Source organism: Duganella sp. CF517 (genome assembly GCF_900110275.1).
In the GTDB taxonomy this organism is placed as follows: Bacteria; Pseudomonadota; Gammaproteobacteria; order Burkholderiales; family Burkholderiaceae_D; genus Rugamonas.
Genome location: NZ_FODC01000001.1, coordinates 1,133,596 through 1,153,596, shown reverse-complemented (window position 1 = coordinate 1,153,596; position 20,001 = coordinate 1,133,596). Strand labels below are relative to the sequence as shown.

Genomic DNA, 20,001 nt, shown 5'->3' with positions numbered 1-20,001 from the left:
CGCATCGTCATCCTACGCTCCGCAGTCCCTCGACGATATTGACGCGGGTCGCCCGCAAGGCCGGCGCGATGGCCGCGACCGACCCGATGGCCAGCGCCGCCAGTATCTGCTGGATCACCGTCAGCCGCGTCACCTCGAAGACCGGAAACATCGTGCCCATTACACTCCCCAGGAAGGCGGCGAACGGAAACAGGATGACGATGCCGAGCGCCGCGCCGAACAGCGACAGCAGCAGCGATTCGCCCAGGATCATCGCCGTCAGGAAGCCGGGGCCGAAGCCCAGCGCCTTGAGCGTGGCGTATTCGCCCAGGCGCTCGCGCGCGCTCATGGCCATCGTGTTGGCCATCACCGCCGCGATGATCACGATCACGACGAACGACACCACGCGGATCGCCACCACGATCGCCTCCGACATCGACACGAAGCCGAGCTGGAAGGCCTTCTCGGTCTCGGTCAGCGTCTCGGCCAGCGAATTGCCGAATTCCTTGTCGATCGCCGCCGAAATGGCGGCGGCGTTTTCCGGCTCGTCGATCCGCACCACGTACACGCCGATCTGGTTGGCGCGCCTCGGCAGGGTTTTCTTGAGCGACTCGTTGACGTAGTCCCAGTGCAGGAACAGGGTCGCCGTGTTGGTCGTGCTTTGGCGGCCGTCGAAGATGCCGCGCACGACCAGCTCCCAGTCGCCGGGATAGATGGTCCCCTTGAGCGGGATCACATCGCCCACCTTGAAGCCGAATTGGTCGGCCAGCTTGCGGCCGACCAGGGCGCCCTTGCGGTCGCGCAGGAAGGCGGCGCGCAGGTCGGGCGGCAGCAGATAGTCGGGGTAGATATCCAGATAGCTGGCGCCCGAGATGGCGAACTGCGCGAAGAAGTTTTTCGGGTCCTTGTAGGTGCCCTGGAACCAGTTGGCGTAGCCCACGCCGGTCACGCCGGGCACGGCGCGGATGCGCGCCTCGTACGACAGCGGCAGCGGAAACACCAGCGACGTCTTGTTGCGCGTGACCAGCGTGGTGTTGGAGGCCCCCTCCGCGCCGGCGTACCAGGCGTCGATGACCGTCTGCAGCAGGCCGAAGGCGAAAAGCGCCACCACCAGCCCGAGTACCGTCAGTGAGGTGCGCAGTTTGTGGCGCAGGGCGTTCTTGACGATCAGCCGCAGGGTGTACATGGTGGCGTCCTGGCGGTCAAGGTCGGTCTCATGCCCGCTGCGGTTCGTCGGCGAGCAGTTCGCCTTTTTCCAGGTGCACCACGTTGCGCGCCTGCGCCGCCGCTTGGGCGTCATGCGTGACCATGATGATGGTCTTGCCCAGTTGCTGGTTCAATTGCTGCAGCAGTGACAGGATCTCGGCCGCCGAATGCCGGTCAAGGTCGCCGGTCGGTTCGTCGGCCACGATCAGGGTCGGATCGCTGACGATGGCGCGGGCGATCGCCACGCGCTGCTGCTGGCCGCCGGACAGCTCGTTCGGCGTATGGTCCATGCGGTCGGCCAGGTTGACCATCTCCAGGGTCAGCGCCACGCGTTCGCGCCGCTCGCGCCGCGACAATGGCGTGAGCAGCAGCGGCAGCTCGACGTTCTCGAACGCGGTCAGCACCGGCATCAGGTTATAGAACTGGAAGATGAAGCCGACGTTGGCGGCGCGCCAGGCGGCCAGCTCCGACTCGCCCATGCCGGCGATATCGAGACCGGCGATCCGCAACACGCCGCTATCCGGCTTGTCGATGCCGGCGATCAGATTGAGCAGCGTGCTTTTGCCGGAGCCGGACGGCCCCATCAGCGCGGTGAAGGCGCCGGCCGGTATCGCCAGGCTGATATCGCGCAGCACCTCCACCACCTGATCGCCACGGCGATAGGACTTGACCAGATGTTCGATCAATACCAGCGGCGCGGTCATTTCTTCGCCAATCTGACGGCCTGGCCATCTTGCAGCTTGTCTTCCGGCGCCAGTACCACCTTGTCGCCCGGCTTCAGGCCTTTGACCTCGACCAGCTCGCCGATTTTACGGCCCGGGGTGACCGCGACCCGCTTGATCCTGGCGCCGTCGGCTTCGAGCAAAAACACGGACGGCGCGCCGGCGCGCGCCACGATCGCCGCCGGCTGCACGGCGGTCACCGGTAGTTTGTCCCCCGGCGGCACGGCCTTGGACAGGAAGGCGACCTTCGCGCTCATGTCCGGCAGCACGCGCGGATCGCGCTCATCGAACCGCACCTTGACCAGCAAGGTCGCCTTGCTACGGTCCATGGTGGGCACCATGCGCGAGACGGTGCCGGCCAGGCGCAGTTCCGGGAAGGCGTCGAGCAGGATTTCGGCCGGTTGGTCGACGCGGATCTTGCTCAGGTTCGATTCGGAGACATCCGCCTCCACCTCCAGGGTGTCCATATCGGCGATGGTGACCACCGCGCCCTTGCTGTCGGCGGCGGAGGAGAACGGCGTGATGTTGTCGCCGACATTGGCGCTCTTGGTCAGGATCACGCCGTCGAAGGGCGCGCGGATCACCGTCTGGTCCACCGCCACCTGCGCCGCCTGCGCGTTGGCCCGGGCCGCGGCGATGGCGGCCTGATAGCCGGAGATGCTGGCCTTGGCCTTGTTCAGGCGCGCTTGTGCCGTGTCGTGGGCCGAGGCGGCGATGAATTTCTGGTTCAGCAGTTCTGCCGCGCGCCGGAAGGCCGACTGCGCGTCCTGCAACTCGGCCTGGCCCTGTTCCAGGTTGGCCTGCGCGACCTTGACATTGGCCTGCGCCTGGCCCAGCGCCGCCGCCACGTCCCGGTTTTCCAGCCGCGCGACCACTTGGTCCTTCCGCACGTGCGAGCCTTCCAGCACGCCCAGCCACTCCAGCCGGCCGGTGGCCTTGGACGACAGCGCGGCCTTGCGCTGCGCCACCACGTAGCCGGTCGCGTTGAGCAGCGTGTAGTTTTGCGCCGGCCAGGTCTGCGCGACCGCGACCACCTCCACCGCCGGCTTGCCGCCGAACACGCCCACGGCGACGGCGGCCACCAGTGCCAGGGCCAGTGTCAGCAGCACCATCCGGCTCCAGCGGCGGCGCCCGGGGCGCGACCCGGCCGCCGGCGTCTTGGCCTCGCGGTCGATTTTCAAACGGGAAATATCGGGAGTCGCCAATTGGTAACCTCGGGTTCCATCGGTCGGCCATTGCCAACTTCGCCATCGAATAGTGGGGCAAGCGCGATTGAATCGCAAGCGGCGGGCGTATTTGTGTGTTCCGGTACATACTGCAAGCTTACTGCTGTGACAGCATTGCCTTTTTCAATTGCTCGGACCCTTATGACCACCATGCCGCGCGCCCAGCGCCCGCCGGCCGCCGTCAACGCGGCCACGCTCGCCTTGCTGAACGAACTGCAGAAGGACTCGTTCGACTACTTCGTCAACGAAGTCAACCCCGCCAATGGCTTGATCCGCGACAAGACCGCAGAAGTCTGGCCGGCCAGCATCGCCGCCGTCGGCATGGCGCTGACCGCCTATCCGATCGGTGTCGAGCAGGGCTTCATGGCGCGTGCGGACGCCGTGGTCCGCACCCTGACCACGTTGCGGTTTTTCGCGAATAGCGAACAGAGCGAATCTGCCGACGCCACCGGCTACAAAGGTTTCTACTACCACTTCATCGACATGGGCAGCGGCGCGCGCGCGTGGCAATGCGAGCTGTCGAGCATCGACACGGCGCTGCTGATCGCCGGTATGCTGACGGCGGCCCAATATTTCACTGAGGATACGCCCGACGAAAACGAAATCCGCGCGCTGGCCGACATGCTGTATCGCCGCGTCGACTGGCAATGGATGCGCGGGCGGGAGAATCTGATCTGTCACGGCTGGAAGCCGGAAAGCGGCTTTCTGCGCTGGCACTGGGAAGGCTACGACGAGGCGCTGATCCTGTACGTGCTGGCGCTGGGTTCGCCGACCTTCCCGATCGGGCGCGACAGCTACGACGCCTGGTGCCGCAGCTACGAGTGGAAGACCGTGTACGGCATCGACTATCTGTATGCGGGGCCGCTGTTCATCCATCAGATGTCGCATGTGTGGCTGGACCTGCGCGGCATCCGCGACGATTTCATGCGCGAGCACGACTCGGACTACTTCGAGAACAGCCGGCGCGCCACGTATGTGCAGCAAAAGTACGCGATTGAAAATCCCATGGGGTTCCCGGAATACGGGGAGTTGTGCTGGGGAATCACGGCCAGCGACGGGCCGGGGCCGGCCACGCGCCGCATCGACGGCGTGCAGCGCAAGTTCTGGGACTATGTCGCGCGCGGCGTGCCGTACGGTCCGGATGACGGCACCCTGGCGCCGTGGGCGGTGGCGGCGTCGCTGCCGTTCGCGCCGGAAATCGTCATGCCCAGCATCATCCACTATCAGGACATGCAGCTGTGCGAGGCCAATCCGTATGGCTTCAAGGCCTCGTTCTCGACGGTGTTCTCGCACGGGCGGGTGGCATGCCGCCACTGGGTGTCGCCGTACCACTTCGGCATCAACGAGGGGCCGACGGTGATTATGGTGGAAAACTATCTGCACGATTTCCCATGGAACATCATGCGGGGCAACACCTATCTGCAAACCGGCCTGCGCCGCGCCGGATTCGCCGGCGGCTGGCTGGACGACAAGACCCGAACGTCCTGACCGGATTCCAGGGGCGGCGGGGCGGCGGGGAGGTACAATCCCGCCTTTCCCTCGCCGCCGCTAATTAGCATGACTATCCCCGCTTCCATTCTTGATGCGCTGTCGCGCGCCGATGCCTCGTGGCGCCCATTGCTGCTCGACGGCCTCGACGCGATGCAGACGGCCACGCCCGGCTACCTCGCCCAGCTAGCCGACGACATCTACCTGCCGACCGAACAACGCCTGTTCGCCGCCTTCGCGCTGCCGCTAGATCACGTTCGTTATGTATTGGTGGGCGAGGGACCGTACCCGCGTGAAGACAGCGCCACCGGCGTCTGCTTCATGGACGGCGCCGTCGGCAGCCTATGGTCGAACGAAGAGGGCGGCGGCTTGTCCAAGCCGGTCAACAAGGCCACTTCGCTGCGCAACTTCATGAAGATGCTGCTGGTGGCCGACGGCCAACTCACGCTGGCGGATACGGGCGGCGCGGCAATGGCGGCGATTTCCACCGTTGCCCGCGGCGGCGGCGGCACCCATATCCAGACCCTGGCCGAGATGCAGCAGAAATTGACCGGACAGGGTTTCCTGCTGCTCAACGCCTCCCTGGTGTTCCGCAGCCACGTGCCGCCGGTCAAGGACGCGAAAGCCTGGCTGCCATTTTTCGAGACGGTCATGGCGGGTCTGGCGGCCAAGGCGCCGACCAGGCCGACCATGATTCTATGGGGGAAAATCGCCGAGTTGCTGAAAAAGTTGCCGGTAATGAAAGAGTTCCCGCAGATCACGGCCGAGCATCCGTACAACCTGAGTTTCATCGGCAATCCCGACATGCATGCGTTGTTTCAGCCGATGTGCCTGCTACAGGGCAAGTAAAGCGTGGCAAGACCGAGCGGCCGAGGGGCCTCCCGGCAAACTTTCATAAAGTTTGGTATACTTGACTAAATCGATCAACTAATCAGGCTTTAAGTTGAGCAGTGCGGTCGATATTTTAACCTAGCTGAACCGAGGTAGTGATGCGTCTGACCACCAAAGGCCGTTTTGCTGTGACTGCGATGATCGATCTGGCTTTGCGCCAAGGCAAAGGCCCGGTCACGCTCTCCGGCATCAGCCAGCGTCAGGCGATTTCGCTGTCGTATCTGGAACAGCTGTTCGGCAAGTTGCGCCGCCACGAGATCGTCGAATCGATCCGCGGTCCGGGCGGCGGCTACAGCCTGGCGCGCCGGGCCGACAAGGTCACGGTGGCCGACATCATCATCGCCGTCGACGAGCCGCTGGACGCGACCCAATGCGGCGGCAAGGAAAATTGCCACGGCGCCGACGCCGCCAGCGGCGTGCGCTGCATGACCCATGAACTGTGGGCCACCTTGAACGAAAAGATGGTTGATTATCTGGATTCCGTTTCGCTGCAGGATCTGGTCGATCAACAGAAGCAAAAGAATGCTGAACAAAACGTGGTCGTGATGCACCGTAACCATGCCGCGCTGGGTTGAGCGCTTTAGCTACTAATATAGACAGAGAACCGGAGTTACCAGATGAACGCACCAGAAAAAAACCTCGCCGCAGTGAAGTTCCAGACCGCCCCGCATTTCCCGATCTACATGGACTACTCGGCCACCACGCCGATCGATCCGCGCGTCGCCGACGCCATGATTCCCTACCTGCGCGAGCAGTTCGGCAATCCGGCATCGCGCAGCCACATGTACGGCTGGACGGCTGAGAAGGCGGTCGAAGAGGCGCGCGGCCACGTCGCCGCGCTGGTCAACGCCGACCCGCGCGAAATCATCTGGACCTCCGGCGCCACCGAGTCGAACAACCTGGCCATCAAGGGCGCGGCGCAGTTCTACAAGACCAAGGGCAAGCACATCATCACCGTCAAGACCGAGCACAAGGCGGTGCTCGACACGGTGCGCGAGCTCGAGCGCGTCGGCTTCGAGGCGACCTACCTGGAACCGCAGGACAACGGCCTGATCACCATCGAGCAGCTGACCGCGGCCATCCGTCCGGACACGATCCTGGTGTCGGTCATGCTGGTGAACAACGAAATCGGCGTGATCCAGCCGATCGACGAGATCGGCGCGCTGTGCCGCTCGAAGGGCATCATCTTCCACTGCGACGCCGCGCAAGCGACCGGCAAGATCGTCATCGACCTGCAAAAAACCAAGGTCGACCTGATGACCTTCACCGCCCACAAGACCTACGGTCCGAAAGGCATCGGCGCGCTGTACGTCTGCCGCAAGCCGCGCGTGCGCATCGAAGCGCAAATGCACGGCGGCGGCCACGAGCGCGGCCTGCGGTCGGGCACCTTGCCGACCCATCAGATCGTCGGCATGGGCGAAGCGTTCCGCCTGGCCAAGGTCGAGATGGACAGCGAAATCGCCCGCATCAAGGCGCTGCGCGACCGCCTGGCCAACGGCCTGCAAGCGATCGAAGAGACCTACATCAACGGCGACATGGAGCACCGCGTGCCGCACAACCTCAACGTCAGCTTCAACTACGTCGAGGGCGAATCGCTGATCATGGCCGTCAAGGACCTGGCCGTGTCGTCGGGCTCGGCCTGCACCTCGGCCTCGCTGGAGCCGTCGTACGTGCTGCGCGCGCTGGGCCGCAGCGACGAGCTGGCGCACAGCTCCATCCGTTTCACCATCGGCCGTTTCACGACGGAAGAGGATATCGACTTCGCCATCGACCTGATGAAGTCCAAGGTACACAAACTGCGTGAACTGTCGCCGCTGTGGGACATGTTCAAAGAAGGCATCGACATCAGCTCGATCCAATGGGCAGCCCACTAATTTTAAGATCACAGGAGCATCAAAATGGCTTACTCGGAAAAAGTGTTGGACCACTACGAAAACCCACGCAACGTCGGCGCCTTCGAAAAGGGCGATGACAGCGTCGGCACCGGCATGGTCGGCGCGCCGGCCTGCGGCGACGTCATGAAACTGCAGATCAAGGTCGGCGCCGATGGCCTGATCGAGGACGCGAAATTCAAGACCTACGGCTGCGGTTCGGCCATCGCCTCGAGCTCCTTGGTGACCGAATGGGTCAAGGGCAAAACCCTGGATCAGGCGCTGGCCATCAAGAACACGCAGATCGCCGAAGAACTGGCGCTGCCGCCGGTGAAGATCCACTGCTCGATCCTGGCCGAAGACGCGATCAAGGCCGCTGTTCTGGATTACCAGACCAAGCACCCGGTAGCGGCATAATTCGGCTTCACAGCACTGTCTTACAGCGGCGCGCGGATCCAGGTCCGGCGCCGGTACGGAGAATCACATGGCAATCACCCTGACCGAAAAAGCAGCTAAGCACATCAACCGCTACATCGAACGTCGCGGCAAGGGCGTCGGCTTGCGTTTTGGCGTGCGCACCACCGGCTGTTCGGGCCTGGCGTACAAGCTGGAATATGTCGACGAAGTGGCGGACGAGGACAGCGTCTTCGAATCGCACGGCGTCAAAGTGTTCGTCGATCCGAAAAGCCTGCCGTACATCGACGGCACGGAGCTCGACTTCGCGCGCGAGGGGCTCAACGAAGGCTTCAAGTTCCACAACCCGAACGAAAAAGACGCATGCGGTTGCGGCGAGAGCTTCCGCATCTGATCGCCCATGCAAAATCACTTTGAGCTGTTCAATCTGCCGCAGAAGTTCGCCGTCGACACGGGGGCGCTCGACAGCGCCTACCGCGACGTGCAGAGCCGGGTCCATCCCGACAAGTTCGTCAACGCGACCGACGCCGAAAAGCGCGTCGCGATGCAATGGGCCACGCGCGCCAACGAAGCCTACCAGACGCTGAAAAATCCGCAGAAGCGCGCGCAATACATGTGCGAGCTGCACGGCGTCGATTTACAGACCGAGTCCAACACGGCGATGCCGATGGCGTTCCTGATGCAGCAGATGGAATGGCGCGAAGAGCTGGGCGAAGCCCGCGCCGGCAAGGACGCCGACGCGCTCGAAGCGCTCGACAAGCAACTGCGCGCCGCGCGCCAAGAGCGCCTGGCCGAGATCGAACAGCGGATCGACGCCGACGACTACGCGCAAGCCGCGCAAGGCGTGCGCGCGCTGATGTTCCTCGAAAAATTCAAAGACGAAATAGAACACAGCTTCTCAGCGATCGAAGACAACTAACAAAACTCCGGGGTCAAGTCTGTCATTCGGACACGAGCTCTGCCTTAAAAAGGTGCTAGCGCCGAGGCCGTGTCCGAATGACAGACTTGACCCCCGGATTAAAGGCTTGAATCACATGGCACTTCTGCAAATTTCCGAACCGGGTATGTCGACCGCGCCGCACCAGCATCGGCTGGCCGTGGGCATCGATCTGGGCACCACCAATTCGCTGGTCGCCACCGTGCGCAACAGCATTCCAGAAGTGCTGAACGATGAGGAGGGCCGCCCGCTGCTGCCGTCCGTGGTGCGCTATCTGCCGAACGGCCATGCCAATATCGGCTACAAGGCGCAGGCGGCGCAGACCACCGATCCGAAAAACACCATCGTCTCGGTCAAGCGGTTCATGGGGCGCGGCCTGGCCGATATCGCCTACGCCGAGAACATGCCCTACGATTTCCAGGACACGCCCGGCATGGTGCAGCTGAAGACGATCGCCGGCGTCAAGAGTCCCGTCGAGATCTCCGCGCAGATCCTGGCCACGCTGCGCCAGCGCGCCGAAGATTCGCTCGGCGACGATCTGGTCGGCGCGGTCATCACCGTGCCCGCGTACTTCGACGACGCCCAGCGCCAGGCCACCAAGGACGCGGCGCAACTGGCCGGCATCAACGTGCTGCGCCTGCTGAGCGAGCCGACCGCCGCCGCCATCGCCTATGGCCTCGATAACGGTTCCGAAGGCGTCTACGCGGTCTACGATCTGGGTGGCGGCACCTTCGATATCTCGATCCTCAAGTTGAGCAAAGGCGTGTTCGAAGTGCTGTCCACCGGCGGCGATTCCGCGCTGGGCGGCGACGATTTCGACCACCGCCTGTTCTGCTACATCCACCAGCAGGAAAAACTGGCGCCGCTGTCCGATGAGGACACCGCCATCCTGATGGTGAAGTCGCGCGAGGCCAAGGAACTGCTGTCGAACAAAAATGAAGTGACCGTCGACGCCATCCTGAACTCGGGCGAGGAGGTGCACCTGAAGATCACCGCCGAGACCTTCCAGGAGATCACCAAGCACCTGATCGCCAAGACCATGAGCGCGATTAAAAAAGCGCTGCGCGACGCCAGCGTCGATGCCGACGACGTCGACGGCGTGGTGATGGTCGGCGGCGCGACGCGCATGCCGCACGTGCAGCGCGCCGTCAGCGAGTACTTCCACACCATCCCGCACGCGAACATCGATCCGGACAAGGTGGTGGCGCTGGGCGCGGCGGTGCAGGCCAATCTGTTGGCCGGCAACCGCGCGCCGGGCGACGACTGGCTGCTGCTGGACGTGATTCCGCTGTCGCTCGGTATCGAGACGATGGGCGGCCTGGTCGAGAAGATCATTCCGCGCAATTCCACCATTCCTTGCGCCCGCGCGCAGGAGTTCACCACCTTCAAGGATGGCCAGACGGCGCTGGCGGTGCATGTGCTGCAGGGCGAGCGCGAGCTGGTCTCCGATTGCCGTTCGCTGGCGCGCTTCGAGCTGCGCGGCATTCCGCCGATGGTCGCGGGCGCCGCGCGCATCCGCATCACCTACCAGGTCGACGCCGACGGCTTGCTGTCGGTCTCCGCACGCGAGCTGCGCTCCGGCGTCGAGGCGTCGATCACCGTCAAGCCGGCCTATGGCCTGGGCGACGACGACGTCGCGCGCATGCTGCAGGATTCGTACAAGTCGGCCGATGTCGACATGGTCGCCCGCGCGCTGCGCGAAGAGCAGGTCGAGGCCGAGCGCATCATCCTGGCCACGCAATCGGCGCTGGACGAAGACGCCGGCCTGCTGTCGGACGACGAACGCGCATCGGTCGACGTCCTGATGAACAAGGTGCGCGACGTGATCGCCCAATCGCAGACCGGCGCCGCCGACCACGTGGCCGTCAAAGCCGCCGTCGAGGCGCTGGCCCACGGCACCGAAGAATTCGCGTCGCGCCGCATGGACCGCAGCGTGCGCAGCGCACTGGCCGGCAAGACGCTGGACCAGGTAGTTTAAGAACCTATAAATACAGAGGTATCAAGTGCCACAAATCGTATTCCTGCCCCACGCAAAACTGTGCCCGGACGGCGCCGTCGTCGAAGCCGAAGTCGGTAAAACCCTGTGCGACATCATGCTGGAAAATGATATCCACATCGAGCACGCGTGCGAGAAGTCCTGCGCCTGCACCACCTGCCACGTGCTGGTGCGCGAAGGCTTCAATTCGCTGAGCGAAGCGAGCGAAACCGAGGAAGACCTGCTCGACAAGGCCTGGGGCCTGGAGGCGGTGTCGCGCCTGTCGTGCCAGGCCGTCGTGGCCGAGGAAGACCTGGTCGTCGAAATCCCGAAATACACCATCAACCACGCCAGCGAAGGCGGGCACTGATATGAAGTGGACGGACATCACCGCGATCGCGGAAGCGCTCTACGATAAGCATCCGGACATCGATCCGCTGACTATCCGCTTCACCGATCTGCATAACTGGATCGTGGAACTCGAGGAGTTCGACGACGACCACACGCGCGGCGGTGAAAAAGTTCTCGAAGCGGTACAGCAGGCGTGGATCGATGAAGCCCAATAATCAAAATAGGCCAACCAAGCCAGTCAAGCCCGCACCGGTGAAAATCGGCGCCACCGTCACCGGCGCCGACAACATGCCGGAAATCCGCGAAGGCCAGACCGTCGCGCTGCTGCAGGAACTGCACATCCTGACCCGCGACGGCAAGATGAACCAGGACAGCCGCCGCAAGCTCAAACAGGTCTATCACCTGTACCAGTTCATCGAGCCGCTGCTGAAGGAAGTGCTGGCCGCGAAGGGCGACGTGTCGCTGGTCGACCATGGCGCCGGCAAGTCCTACCTCGGCTTCATCATCTACGATCTGTTCTTCAAGGCGCTGCATGGCACGCCTGGCGACGGCTCCCACATCTACGGCATCGAAACCCGCGAAGAACTGGTATCCCGCTCGCAGGAGCTGGCCAAGCAGTTCAACTTCCCTGGCATGTCGTTCCTGCCGCTGTCGGTGGCCGAATCGACCGAGTCCAGGCTGCTGCCGGACCGGATCGACATCGTCACCGCGCTCCACGCCTGCAACACCGCCACCGACGACGCCATCCAGTTCGCGTTGAAGAAGAAGGCCAAGTACATGGTGCTGGTGCCGTGCTGCCAGGCCGAAGTCGCGTCGGTGCTGAAGAAGAACAAGGGCCAGTCGCTGGGCAAGTCGGCGCTGACCGAGATGTGGCGCCACCCGATCCACACGCGCGAATTCGGCAGCCAGATCACCAACGTGCTGCGCTGCCTTCAGCTGGAGGCGCACGGCTACCAGGTCAACGTGACCGAATTGGTGGGCTGGGAGCACTCGATGAAGAATGAGCTGATCATCGCGACTTATAAAAACCTGCCGCGCCAGCGCCCCTCCGAGCGTTTGCGCGAGGTGCTTGAAACGGTCGGACTGCAAGAAATGGGCAACCGCTTCTTCACCGGGCAGCTGGAAACACAGTAAATTAAACGAAAGGGTGGCGGAACGATGAGTGATCTGAAAGAAAATTGGTTGGATCTTCGCAGCGACACCGTCACCCGCCCCAGCGCGGCGATGCGTGCGGCGATGAACGCGGCCGACGTCGGCGACGACGTCTACGGCGACGACCCCAGCGTCAACCGCCTGCAGGAATACGCGGCCGATTTGTTCGGCTACGAGGCGGCGCTGTTCGCGCCTTCCGGCACGCAGAGCAATCTGCTGGCGCTGCTGGCCCATTGCGGCCGCGGCGACGAATACCTGGTCGGGCAGGAAGCCCACACCTACAAGTACGAAGGCGGCGGCGCGGCGGTGTTGGGCAGTATCCAGCCGCAGCCCATCATCAACCAGGCCGACGGCACCCTGGCGCTAACCGACATCGCGGCCTACATCAAACCCGACGACTTCCACTTCGCCCGCACCAAGTTGCTGGCGCTGGAGAACACCATCGGCGGCCGCGTGCTGCCGCTCGATTACCTGAAGCAGGCGACCGCCTTGGCGCATGAACGCGGCCTGGCCACGCACATGGACGGCGCGCGCATCTGCAACGCGGCGGTCAAGCTGGGCGTGAGCCCGCGCGCGGCGGTGGCGGGCTTCGATTCGGTCTCCGTTTGCCTGTCGAAGGGATTGGGCGCGCCGGTCGGCTCCATCCTGTGCGGCAGCAAGCCGCTGATCAAGGAAGCCACGCGCTGGCGCAAGATGCTCGGCGGCGGCATGCGCCAGGCCGGCATGATCGCCGCCGGCGGCTTGCACGCGTTGGAGCACAACATCGCGCGCCTGGCCCAGGACCACGACAACGCCGCCTACTTCGCCGGCGAGCTGTCCAAGCTCAAAGGCATCCAGGTCAGCGCGCCGCAGACCAACATCTTCTACGTCGATATTCCGGCCGACGCGTGCCGCGGTCTGAACGACGTTTTACAACTGACCCGCATCCGCGTGTCGATGTCGCCGCGCCTGCGCATCGTCACGCACATGGATGCGTCGCGCGACGATATCGATCGCGCCATTACCGTTTTTGGGGATTTTTTCGGATGACCGACCGCACCAGCAGTAAAGATAACAACGACGACGACACCGTCCGTCTCGCCAAGCGCCTGGCCGAAACGCTGCCATGCTCGCGCCGCGAGGCCGAACTCTATATCGAAGGCGGTTATGTCAGCGTCGACGGCGTGTTGGTGGAGGAGGCCGGCGCGCGCGTGACCGAAGGGCAGAGGATCGAATTGGCCCCCGACGCCACCTTGCTGGAGATCGTCCCGGTCACCATCCTGCTGCACAAGCCCGCCGGCGCCAACGGCGGCGTGGGCAAGGACGGTTCGCCGGCCGTGCATCTGTTGAACGCAGAATCGCTGACCCGCTCCGCGCCCGGCCAGCGCTTCCTCAAGCGCCACCTGGTCAACCTGACGCTGACCAATCCCCTGGAGACCAAGGCTAGCGGCCTGCTGGTGTTCACCCAGGACTTCCGCGTCAGTCGCAAGCTGGTCGACGAGCAGGCCAAGATCGAGCAGGAGATCATCGTCGAAGTCACCGGCCAGATCATGGAAAACGGACTGGCGCTGCTCAACCACGGGTTGCCGTTCAATGGCAAGCCGCTGGCGCCGAACAAGGTAAGCTGGCAGAACGAGAACCGCCTGCGCTTCGCGGTGAAAAATCCCAAGCCGGGCCAGATTGAACACGTGTGCAAACTGGTCGGCCTGGGTGTGGTGTCGATGAAGCGCATCCGCGTCGGCCGCATCGCGATGGCCAGCCTGCCGCTAGGCGAGTGGCGCTACCTGCAGGACCACGAGCGCTTCTAGGCGGACGTTACGCCTTCGGCGCGGCACGGCGACGGCGCGCCATGAAGCCCAGCAGGCCAAGGCCGCCGGCCATCATCGCGTAGGTCGACGGTTCCGGCACCGCCGAGACGCTGGTCAGCAGCAGCGTGCCACAGTCGGTGCCGCGGCAAGCCGAGACGGCGATCTGGTTGTTTTCGTTGATGGCGATCGCGTCCTTGATAAACCATCCGTCCAGCCCGGTCACCAGCGAGTTGATGTCGTACATCACGCCGCCTTGCCACAGGAAGCCCGCGCCGAAGCCGTCGTGGCCGACCACGACGCCGGCGTTGTTGACGTCCTTGGCGGAAATCGAGAAGCCGTCCAGAGCGGTCGCCACGCCATTGGCGTACAGGTAAGCATGGTCGGCCTGCGTCGAATAGTCGCGCGAGTTGATCACGGTATTGCCGTTGTCGCTGATCGCGGCCGCATAGGACATGGTGCTGCCGTCGTTCGGTATGGCTGCCGACAGGTTGGTCGTGCCGCCGTTCGAGAAGATCGTGGCCTCGTTGAGCACCTGGCCTGCGCTACCGGCGATCTGGCCACTGTTGTTGATCCCGTTCGCTGCGCTGAAGGCGGCATTGGCCGGCGTCAGGTTGGTGACGCTTCCATTCGAATACACAAAGCCATAGGTGTTGTTGTCCGATACAACATTGCCGGTGATTTGGCCGGCGTTGTTGATGCCGGTCGCCGTGCTGTTCGCGGGGCCGATGTCGGTGTAGACGCCGCCGGAATAGCTGAACGCCTGACGGTTGCCGTATTCGCCGACAATCTGGCCGAAGTCGTTGATGCCATGGGCGAAACTTCTGCCCGATGGCGAGCCCAGATAGCTCATGCCGCTGCCGTTGTACAGCACCGCTTGCGTGGCGTCATTGCCGACTACCTGGCCGAGATTGTTCAGCGCCTGCGGGCTGAAGGCACCCAGATACGTCATGCTGAACTGCGGCGCCGTCGCGGCCAGGGCTGGCAGGCTCGCGACGCTCAGGATCAGCGAGGCGACGAATTTCATTTTGGTCGAGATCAAGACAATTCCTTCAAAAAGGGTGGGGGGAGCTGCGCACCGTGGTACGGCGCGCAGAGGTAGTTAAAACAGATAAATTTTTAGCCACCTTAACAATATCTTAATTCAAATATTGCAACTTCCCCAGCCCTGTTCGATTGAAAGTCACTTTATTTTATTGCCGTCTCCACCACCCGTTTGCGACAGGATGAAAGCGTAGGTATCGGCCGACTCGGCATCCTGCTGGGCGCGGGTCGAGCCCATGCCGTGGCCGGCGTCGAAGTCCACGCGCAGCAGCACCGGTTTGCCGCTGGCCGTCGCCGTCTGCAGCCGCGCCGCCATTTTCGCCGGGTGGAACGGCGCCACGCGCGGATCGGTCACGCCGGTCGTCAGCAGCACCGCCGGATACTTGGTGCCGTCGACCACTTGCTGGTAGCTGTCGATGCTCTTGATCGCCTTGAAGCCGGCCGGGTCGGAGATCGCGCCCCATTCAGGTTCTTCCGCATAGCCGTTTTGCTCGGCCACGTAGCGCAGCGGGTTGTGCCAGCCCACACCCGACACCACCGCCGCGAACAGGTCCGGACGCTCCTCCATCGCCCGTCCCATCGGGATGCCGCCGGCCGAACGCCCGCCGATGGCCAGGTGCGCCGGCGCCGTGTACTTGTTGGCCACCAGGTCCTCGCTGACGGCGATCAGGTCGCGCCAGGTGTTCGGCTTGTTTTCGAGCTTGCCGGCGCGGTGCCACTCGCGGCCGAATTCGCCGCCGCCGCGCACGTTGGCGTAGCCGATGATGGCGCCCTCGTCGGCCAGCGCCAGCGCCCGGCCGGCGAACGACGGCGTATACGCGGCCGCGCCGTAGCTGCCGTAGGCGGAGATGAAGGCCGGATTCTTGCCGTCCATCTTCAGCCCCTTTTTGTAGATCAGGCTATACGGAATCTGCGTGCCGTCCTTGGCCTTGGCGAAGCGCCGCTCGGTGGTGTAGCCGCTGGTGTCGATCGCCGGTTTCGGCGTGATGCCGGTGTCGGCCACCTTGCCGTCGGCGCCCACGCTCCAGATGCCGGCCGGTTCGAGCCAGCCCGACAGGATGGACAGCGCGCCCGGCGAGTCCACGTCCGCTTCGATCGAGCGCAAGGTGCCGTCGAAGGGCAGGGCGATGTCGGCCAGCTTGCCGTCGTCGCCCAGGCGTTGCAGCTTGCTGATGCCGCCGTCCATCGAGCGGATGTAGAGGCCGTCCTTGGCGCGCGCCGTGCCCTGCAACACCAGCGCCGATTCCGGCACCACCTCGACCGCCTTCTCCAGCGACGGCGACTTGGCCGACGTCTTCAGCAGGCGTCCGCGCGGATGGCCCTTGGTCGACAACAGATACAGGTCGTCGCCATGCAGGTCCATGCCGGTGATCTCATCCTCGAAACCGGCCACCGGCTGCCACTTGGCCTTGCCCTTGACGACGTCGGCCAGCGGCGCGCTGAACACGCGCTGTTCCGGCCGCACGTCGGCCAGCAGCAGCAGCGCCGTGGAAGAGTGCGGCGACGTGCCGATGTAAGGCGACTGGATCTTTTCATACTTCACCGACGGGTCGAGATCGCGCTTCATGATGATCGGATCGCGTTCCGGCTTGCCGCCCAGCTTGTGGAAGCGCACCTGCGAATCGAGGTAGCGTTCCGGCGTGTTGACCTTGCCGGTGAGCTGGTTGTAGAAGAAGCCGGAGCTGTCGTCGAGCCAGTTCGGGTTGGCGCCTTGCGTGTTGGCGATGCGCTCCTTGAGCACGGCGCCGGTGCGCACGTCCATGATCTGCAGCACCGAATCCTCGCTGCCGTCCTTCGACAGGCCGTAGACCAGCTTGCTGCCGTCCGGCGATGGTTGCCACCAGTCCAGCGAGTAGTGGCTGGTTTTCGTGTCGAGTTTGGTCGGGTCGACCAGCACGCGGTCCTTGCCGTTCATGCCGTCGCTCACGAACAGTTTGAAGTTGTTGGCGCCGGCCGGGCGCTGCTGGTAGAACACGCGGCTGCCGGCCTTTTGCACGCGCGCCGGGGCGGCCACGTCGCCCGACAATTGCTCGATGCGCTTGAGCAGCACGTCGCGCTTGGGCAGCGCGTCGAGCACGCCGCGCGCGTGGGCGTTCTGTTGTTTCAGGAAGGGCAGCCAGTCGGGGTCCTTGTCGTTCTCCATCCAGCGGTAGCGGTCGACGATGGCTTCGCCGAAGTAGGTGTCGGTGACCGGCACGACCTTGGCGACGGGGACGGCGGGAACGGGCTTTTGCGCCAGGGCGGCGGAAGCGGTCAGGGCAAGGGCGGCCCCGTACATCAGGCGAACTAACTTGGTCATCTTATCTCCTAGTGGCGGAACACCTATTCTGCCACAGAAGATTGTGAAAATTACACCGCCGGCGCGGTCTTCTTTTTCTTTTCCGGCGCCGGCAGTTGCACCAGCCGGGTGCCGCTTAGTTTGTCATGCAGGAACTGGCGGTCCTTGTCGAAAAACGCCGTCAGCGACCACAGCAGGATGCCGGCGCCGACCGCGCCCAGCGCCTGCCAGCGGTGCAGGTCCAGCGCCAGGCTGACGATCAGCGCCGGCAGCACCCACATCCAGCTCAGCAGATAACGTAGGGCGGCGGCCTTCGACGAGACGTGCGCGTGGCCGGGAAGGACCAGCTTGAGGCGCCAGGTTTTCATCGCCAGGGTTTGGCCGTCGCGGCTCCACTGGTGGACGAAGTAGATGCCCAGCACCACGAAGGCCAGCGCCTGGCGCATGTGCTCGACCAGCGGCGCGTGGCTGGCGCCGGTGACCATTTCGAAAATCAGGAAGGGCAGGAACAGCACCGCGAACCCCAGCAGGCATTCATAGACCATCGACACCAGGCGGCGCTTGATTGTCGGCAAAGTCGTGGCGGGCAAGGTCATGGTCGACTGGAATGGCAGGGCTATTTGACAATGTCGCCGGCCGGCGCCGGCGGCGCGGTCACCGTCGGTGCCGGCGCGGCGGCGGGCGCCGCCGCCGGGGCAGGAGAGGGGGCCGGGGCGGCGATCACCGGCGCGATGTTCGAGGCGTTCGGCAGCGGGCCGCCGGTGGCCGGATCGATCCACGGCGGATGCGCCGTCGCGGCCGGCGATGCGGTGCCGACGGCGGTGCCGGTGGTCGGCGCGCCCGGCTTGATCGGCGCCGGCAGCTTCATCTTGCTCTGCGAGGGCGTCGGCAGGTTGGCCAGCTGCTTCTTGGTCGGCGACCTGGCCGCCAGCGCTTTCTTCTGCTCGTCGGTGAGTTGCTGGTAGGATTCCCACTGCGTCGATTTCTGCGACGGGTCGAGTTTTTGCGCGCGCGCGAAGTTCTGCCGCACCTGGCGCCGTTCCTCCGGCGTCATCTTGACCCACTCGCGCATGCGCTCCTGCACGCGGACCTGTTCGTCCGGCTTCATCGACGCGTAGCGCTTGCCGATGCCCAGCCACTTTTGCTTGCGGATGGGTTCCATCGTGTCCCACTCGCCGGCCAGCGGCTCGAGCGCCTGCTGCTGCGCCGGGGGCAGGTCTTTCCACAGGATTTTTTCAGGCGGGATGGCGCCATTGCTCACGGTCAGGGGGCTGGAGGCGAGCACGGGCGTACCGGACTGGTTGCCGATCCATATCGCACCGGCCGCTGCTACCGCTATCACCGCCGCCGCAGCAGCGCCCCATTTTGCCCGACCGCTTAATGCCATGCTTATTGCTCGCTCTGGGTCAGATACGCGTTAAAACCGTGGTCCAGGTAGGCGGACAGCGGCAATTCATCGGACAGGACGGCAGCATCGAGCTCGGCCAGATCGGCGATGCGCTGCTGTTGCTCGTATTGATAGATGCCGGCCAGGCCGGCGACCAGCACCAGCATCGGCACGGCCACGCCCATGCGGCCCAGCCAGCCGAAGCCCTGGGACAGGAAGCCGCCCGAGGTGGCCATCCCGGTCCCGGCCACGCGCACGCTCATCGGCACCTCGACGTGGGCCTTTTTACGGGCCAGCGCCAGCTTGCGCGCCTGCGCCAGCCGGTCCGTGGTCGACGCGGGCAAATCGTCCAGCCGCTCGTTGAGCGCGTGACGCACCTTGTAGGCGAAGTTCAATTCATCGGTATTCATAGTTTTATTCCCTTGGCTTTGAGCGACTCGGCGAGAGTGTGTGTTGCGCGTGAGCAATGCGTCTTCACGCTCCCTTCGGAACATCCCATTGCTTCGGCTGTTTCAGCCACGTCCATATCCTGCCAATAACGCATCAGGAAGGCTTCTCGTTGACGTGCCGGAAGCTTTTGTACTTCCGCATCGATCAGGGCCAACATTTGCTGGCGTTCGACCTTGTCGGCGCTCGATTCGGAAGCCTCGGTGCCTTCCTCGGCGGCATACGATTCCAGTATATCAAAGTCGTCGCCGCCTTCCCCCGACGGCGCCATGCCCGAGAACAGGCTGACCCAGGTGTTGCGGACCTTTTCGCGGCGGAAGTAATCGAGGATGGTGGTCTGCAGGATGCGCTGGAACAGCATCGGCAGCTCGGCGGCCGGCTTGTCGCCGTATTTCTCGGCGAGCTTGATCATCGCGTCCTGCACGATGTCCAGGGCCGATTCGTCCTTGCGTACCGCGTAGACGGCTTGTTTAAAGGCGCGCCGCTCGACGTTTTCGAGAAAGTCGGATAATTCTTTGTCTGTGGCCATGCGTTGGGTGAGGTACTGCCGGGATCACCGGCGATAGGCGCATAATTGCTGCTGATTGTTGTTGGTATGGCTAGCTGGCGGCGATTTGCGAACTGAGCGCATGCTAGCAAAAATCGGCATTCCTTGCACCGTTTTACGTCAAAACGCCGGATTTTTGCACCGCCAACAGGCTTTTTGCCGCCTTTTCTCCAATTATTCCTTGCTCAAACCGGTGCGCTAGGTGTACCGTATGGGACGCTTTGAACACCCCGAAGCTTTATGGTCTTGTCGCAGCAGGCACACAACGCCGCCATCGACACGACGCGCTTTCATATGTAGGC

At 63.9% G+C, this 20,001-nt stretch carries 22 protein-coding genes; 13 read left to right on the top strand and 9 right to left on the bottom strand.

All coding sequences use genetic code 11. The annotated features are described in order from the left end of the window. Positions 1 to 7: 7 nt before the first annotated feature. The 3 genes from BMX85_RS04950 to BMX85_RS04940 are packed head-to-tail and all read right to left on the bottom strand — an operon-like array spanning position 8 to position 3,112. Positions 8 to 1,165 carry an ABC transporter permease gene (locus BMX85_RS04950; RefSeq protein ID WP_090314527.1) on the bottom strand — a complete coding sequence of 386 codons (1,158 nt, stop codon included), beginning with the start codon at positions 1,163 to 1,165 and terminating at the stop codon, positions 8 to 10. Between the two features lie 28 nt (positions 1,166 to 1,193). Further along, on the bottom strand, positions 1,194 to 1,889 hold the full coding sequence (locus tag BMX85_RS04945; RefSeq protein ID WP_090314526.1) for an ABC transporter ATP-binding protein: 696 nt from the start codon (positions 1,887 to 1,889) through the stop codon (positions 1,194 to 1,196). Next, entirely contained in the window at positions 1,886 to 3,112 is a 1,227-nt protein-coding gene (locus BMX85_RS04940; RefSeq protein WP_090314525.1) for an efflux RND transporter periplasmic adaptor subunit, read from the bottom strand. The genes BMX85_RS04945 and BMX85_RS04940 overlap by 4 nt, the downstream gene beginning before the upstream one ends. A gap of 162 nt (positions 3,113 to 3,274) precedes the next feature. On the opposite strand from BMX85_RS04940, the gene BMX85_RS04935 reads away from it, so the two are divergent. From BMX85_RS04935 to BMX85_RS04875, 13 genes are all read left to right on the top strand, one after another. Continuing rightward, a complete protein-coding gene (locus BMX85_RS04935) occupies positions 3,275 to 4,621 on the top strand; it encodes a glucoamylase family protein (RefSeq protein WP_090314524.1) in 1,347 nt (448 codons plus the stop codon). Positions 4,622 to 4,690: 69 nt separating this feature from the next. After that, the gene (locus BMX85_RS04930) at positions 4,691 to 5,470 is read left to right on the top strand and encodes a uracil-DNA glycosylase family protein (RefSeq protein WP_090314523.1); all 780 of its coding nucleotides are present in this window, start codon (positions 4,691 to 4,693) and stop codon (positions 5,468 to 5,470) included. Positions 5,471 to 5,610: 140 nt separating this feature from the next. Continuing rightward, complete coding sequence (gene iscR, locus BMX85_RS04925; protein ID WP_090314522.1) at positions 5,611 to 6,087, top strand: Fe-S cluster assembly transcriptional regulator IscR; 477 nt, start codon at positions 5,611 to 5,613, stop codon at positions 6,085 to 6,087. A gap of 42 nt (positions 6,088 to 6,129) precedes the next feature. Beyond that, on the top strand, positions 6,130 to 7,386 hold the full coding sequence (locus BMX85_RS04920; protein ID WP_090314521.1) for an IscS subfamily cysteine desulfurase: 1,257 nt from the start codon (positions 6,130 to 6,132) through the stop codon (positions 7,384 to 7,386). Positions 7,387 to 7,410: 24 nt separating this feature from the next. Beyond that, positions 7,411 to 7,800 carry a Fe-S cluster assembly scaffold IscU gene (gene iscU, locus BMX85_RS04915; RefSeq protein ID WP_020702063.1) on the top strand — a complete coding sequence of 130 codons (390 nt, stop codon included), beginning with the start codon at positions 7,411 to 7,413 and terminating at the stop codon, positions 7,798 to 7,800. A gap of 67 nt (positions 7,801 to 7,867) precedes the next feature. Then, positions 7,868 to 8,191 (top strand): iron-sulfur cluster assembly protein IscA, encoded by a 324-nt coding sequence (gene iscA / locus BMX85_RS04910; RefSeq protein WP_019920390.1) that lies wholly within the window; start codon positions 7,868 to 7,870, stop codon positions 8,189 to 8,191. Between the two features lie 6 nt (positions 8,192 to 8,197). Further along, entirely contained in the window at positions 8,198 to 8,716 is a 519-nt protein-coding gene (hscB, locus tag BMX85_RS04905; protein ID WP_090314520.1) for a Fe-S protein assembly co-chaperone HscB, read from the top strand. 115 nt (positions 8,717 to 8,831) lie between these two features. Continuing rightward, a complete protein-coding gene (gene hscA, locus BMX85_RS04900) occupies positions 8,832 to 10,712 on the top strand; it encodes a Fe-S protein assembly chaperone HscA (protein ID WP_090314519.1) in 1,881 nt (626 codons plus the stop codon). Between the two features lie 25 nt (positions 10,713 to 10,737). Then, the gene (gene fdx / locus BMX85_RS04895; protein ID WP_090314518.1) at positions 10,738 to 11,079 is read left to right on the top strand and encodes an ISC system 2Fe-2S type ferredoxin; all 342 of its coding nucleotides are present in this window, start codon (positions 10,738 to 10,740) and stop codon (positions 11,077 to 11,079) included. Position 11,080: 1 nt separating this feature from the next. Beyond that, positions 11,081 to 11,275 carry a Fe-S cluster assembly protein IscX gene (gene iscX, locus BMX85_RS04890; RefSeq protein ID WP_090314517.1) on the top strand — a complete coding sequence of 65 codons (195 nt, stop codon included), beginning with the start codon at positions 11,081 to 11,083 and terminating at the stop codon, positions 11,273 to 11,275. 73 nt (positions 11,276 to 11,348) lie between these two features. Continuing rightward, the gene (locus tag BMX85_RS04885; protein WP_090315237.1) at positions 11,349 to 12,194 is read left to right on the top strand and encodes a class I SAM-dependent methyltransferase; all 846 of its coding nucleotides are present in this window, start codon (positions 11,349 to 11,351) and stop codon (positions 12,192 to 12,194) included. 24 nt (positions 12,195 to 12,218) lie between these two features. After that, the gene (ltaE, locus tag BMX85_RS04880; RefSeq protein ID WP_090314516.1) at positions 12,219 to 13,241 is read left to right on the top strand and encodes a low-specificity L-threonine aldolase; all 1,023 of its coding nucleotides are present in this window, start codon (positions 12,219 to 12,221) and stop codon (positions 13,239 to 13,241) included. Next, the gene (locus BMX85_RS04875; RefSeq protein ID WP_090314515.1) at positions 13,238 to 13,999 is read left to right on the top strand and encodes an rRNA pseudouridine synthase; all 762 of its coding nucleotides are present in this window, start codon (positions 13,238 to 13,240) and stop codon (positions 13,997 to 13,999) included. Before ltaE ends, BMX85_RS04875 begins: the two co-directional genes overlap by 4 nt. A gap of 7 nt (positions 14,000 to 14,006) precedes the next feature. On the opposite strand, the gene BMX85_RS04870 is transcribed toward BMX85_RS04875, so the two are convergent. The 6 genes from BMX85_RS04870 to BMX85_RS04845 form a co-directional block, all read right to left on the bottom strand. Beyond that, entirely contained in the window at positions 14,007 to 15,038 is a 1,032-nt protein-coding gene (locus BMX85_RS04870; protein WP_090314514.1) for a PEP-CTERM sorting domain-containing protein, read from the bottom strand. A 141-nt stretch (positions 15,039 to 15,179) separates the two neighbouring features. Then, entirely contained in the window at positions 15,180 to 17,339 is a 2,160-nt protein-coding gene (locus tag BMX85_RS04865; RefSeq protein WP_090314513.1) for a prolyl oligopeptidase family serine peptidase, read from the bottom strand. A gap of 50 nt (positions 17,340 to 17,389) precedes the next feature. Further along, positions 17,390 to 17,914, bottom strand: a complete 525-nt coding sequence (locus BMX85_RS04860) for an RDD family protein (protein WP_090314512.1) — start codon at positions 17,912 to 17,914, stop codon at positions 17,390 to 17,392. Between the two features lie 20 nt (positions 17,915 to 17,934). After that, entirely contained in the window at positions 17,935 to 18,603 is a 669-nt protein-coding gene (locus BMX85_RS04855) for a DUF3106 domain-containing protein (RefSeq protein WP_229210281.1), read from the bottom strand. A gap of 104 nt (positions 18,604 to 18,707) precedes the next feature. After that, positions 18,708 to 19,115: a DUF3619 family protein gene (locus BMX85_RS04850; protein ID WP_090314510.1), complete on the bottom strand. Its 408-nt coding sequence runs from the start codon at positions 19,113 to 19,115 to the stop codon at positions 18,708 to 18,710. After that, a complete protein-coding gene (locus tag BMX85_RS04845; RefSeq protein WP_090314509.1) occupies positions 19,112 to 19,681 on the bottom strand; it encodes an RNA polymerase sigma factor in 570 nt (189 codons plus the stop codon). The genes BMX85_RS04850 and BMX85_RS04845 overlap by 4 nt, the downstream gene beginning before the upstream one ends. Positions 19,682 to 20,001: the final 320 nt, after the last annotated feature.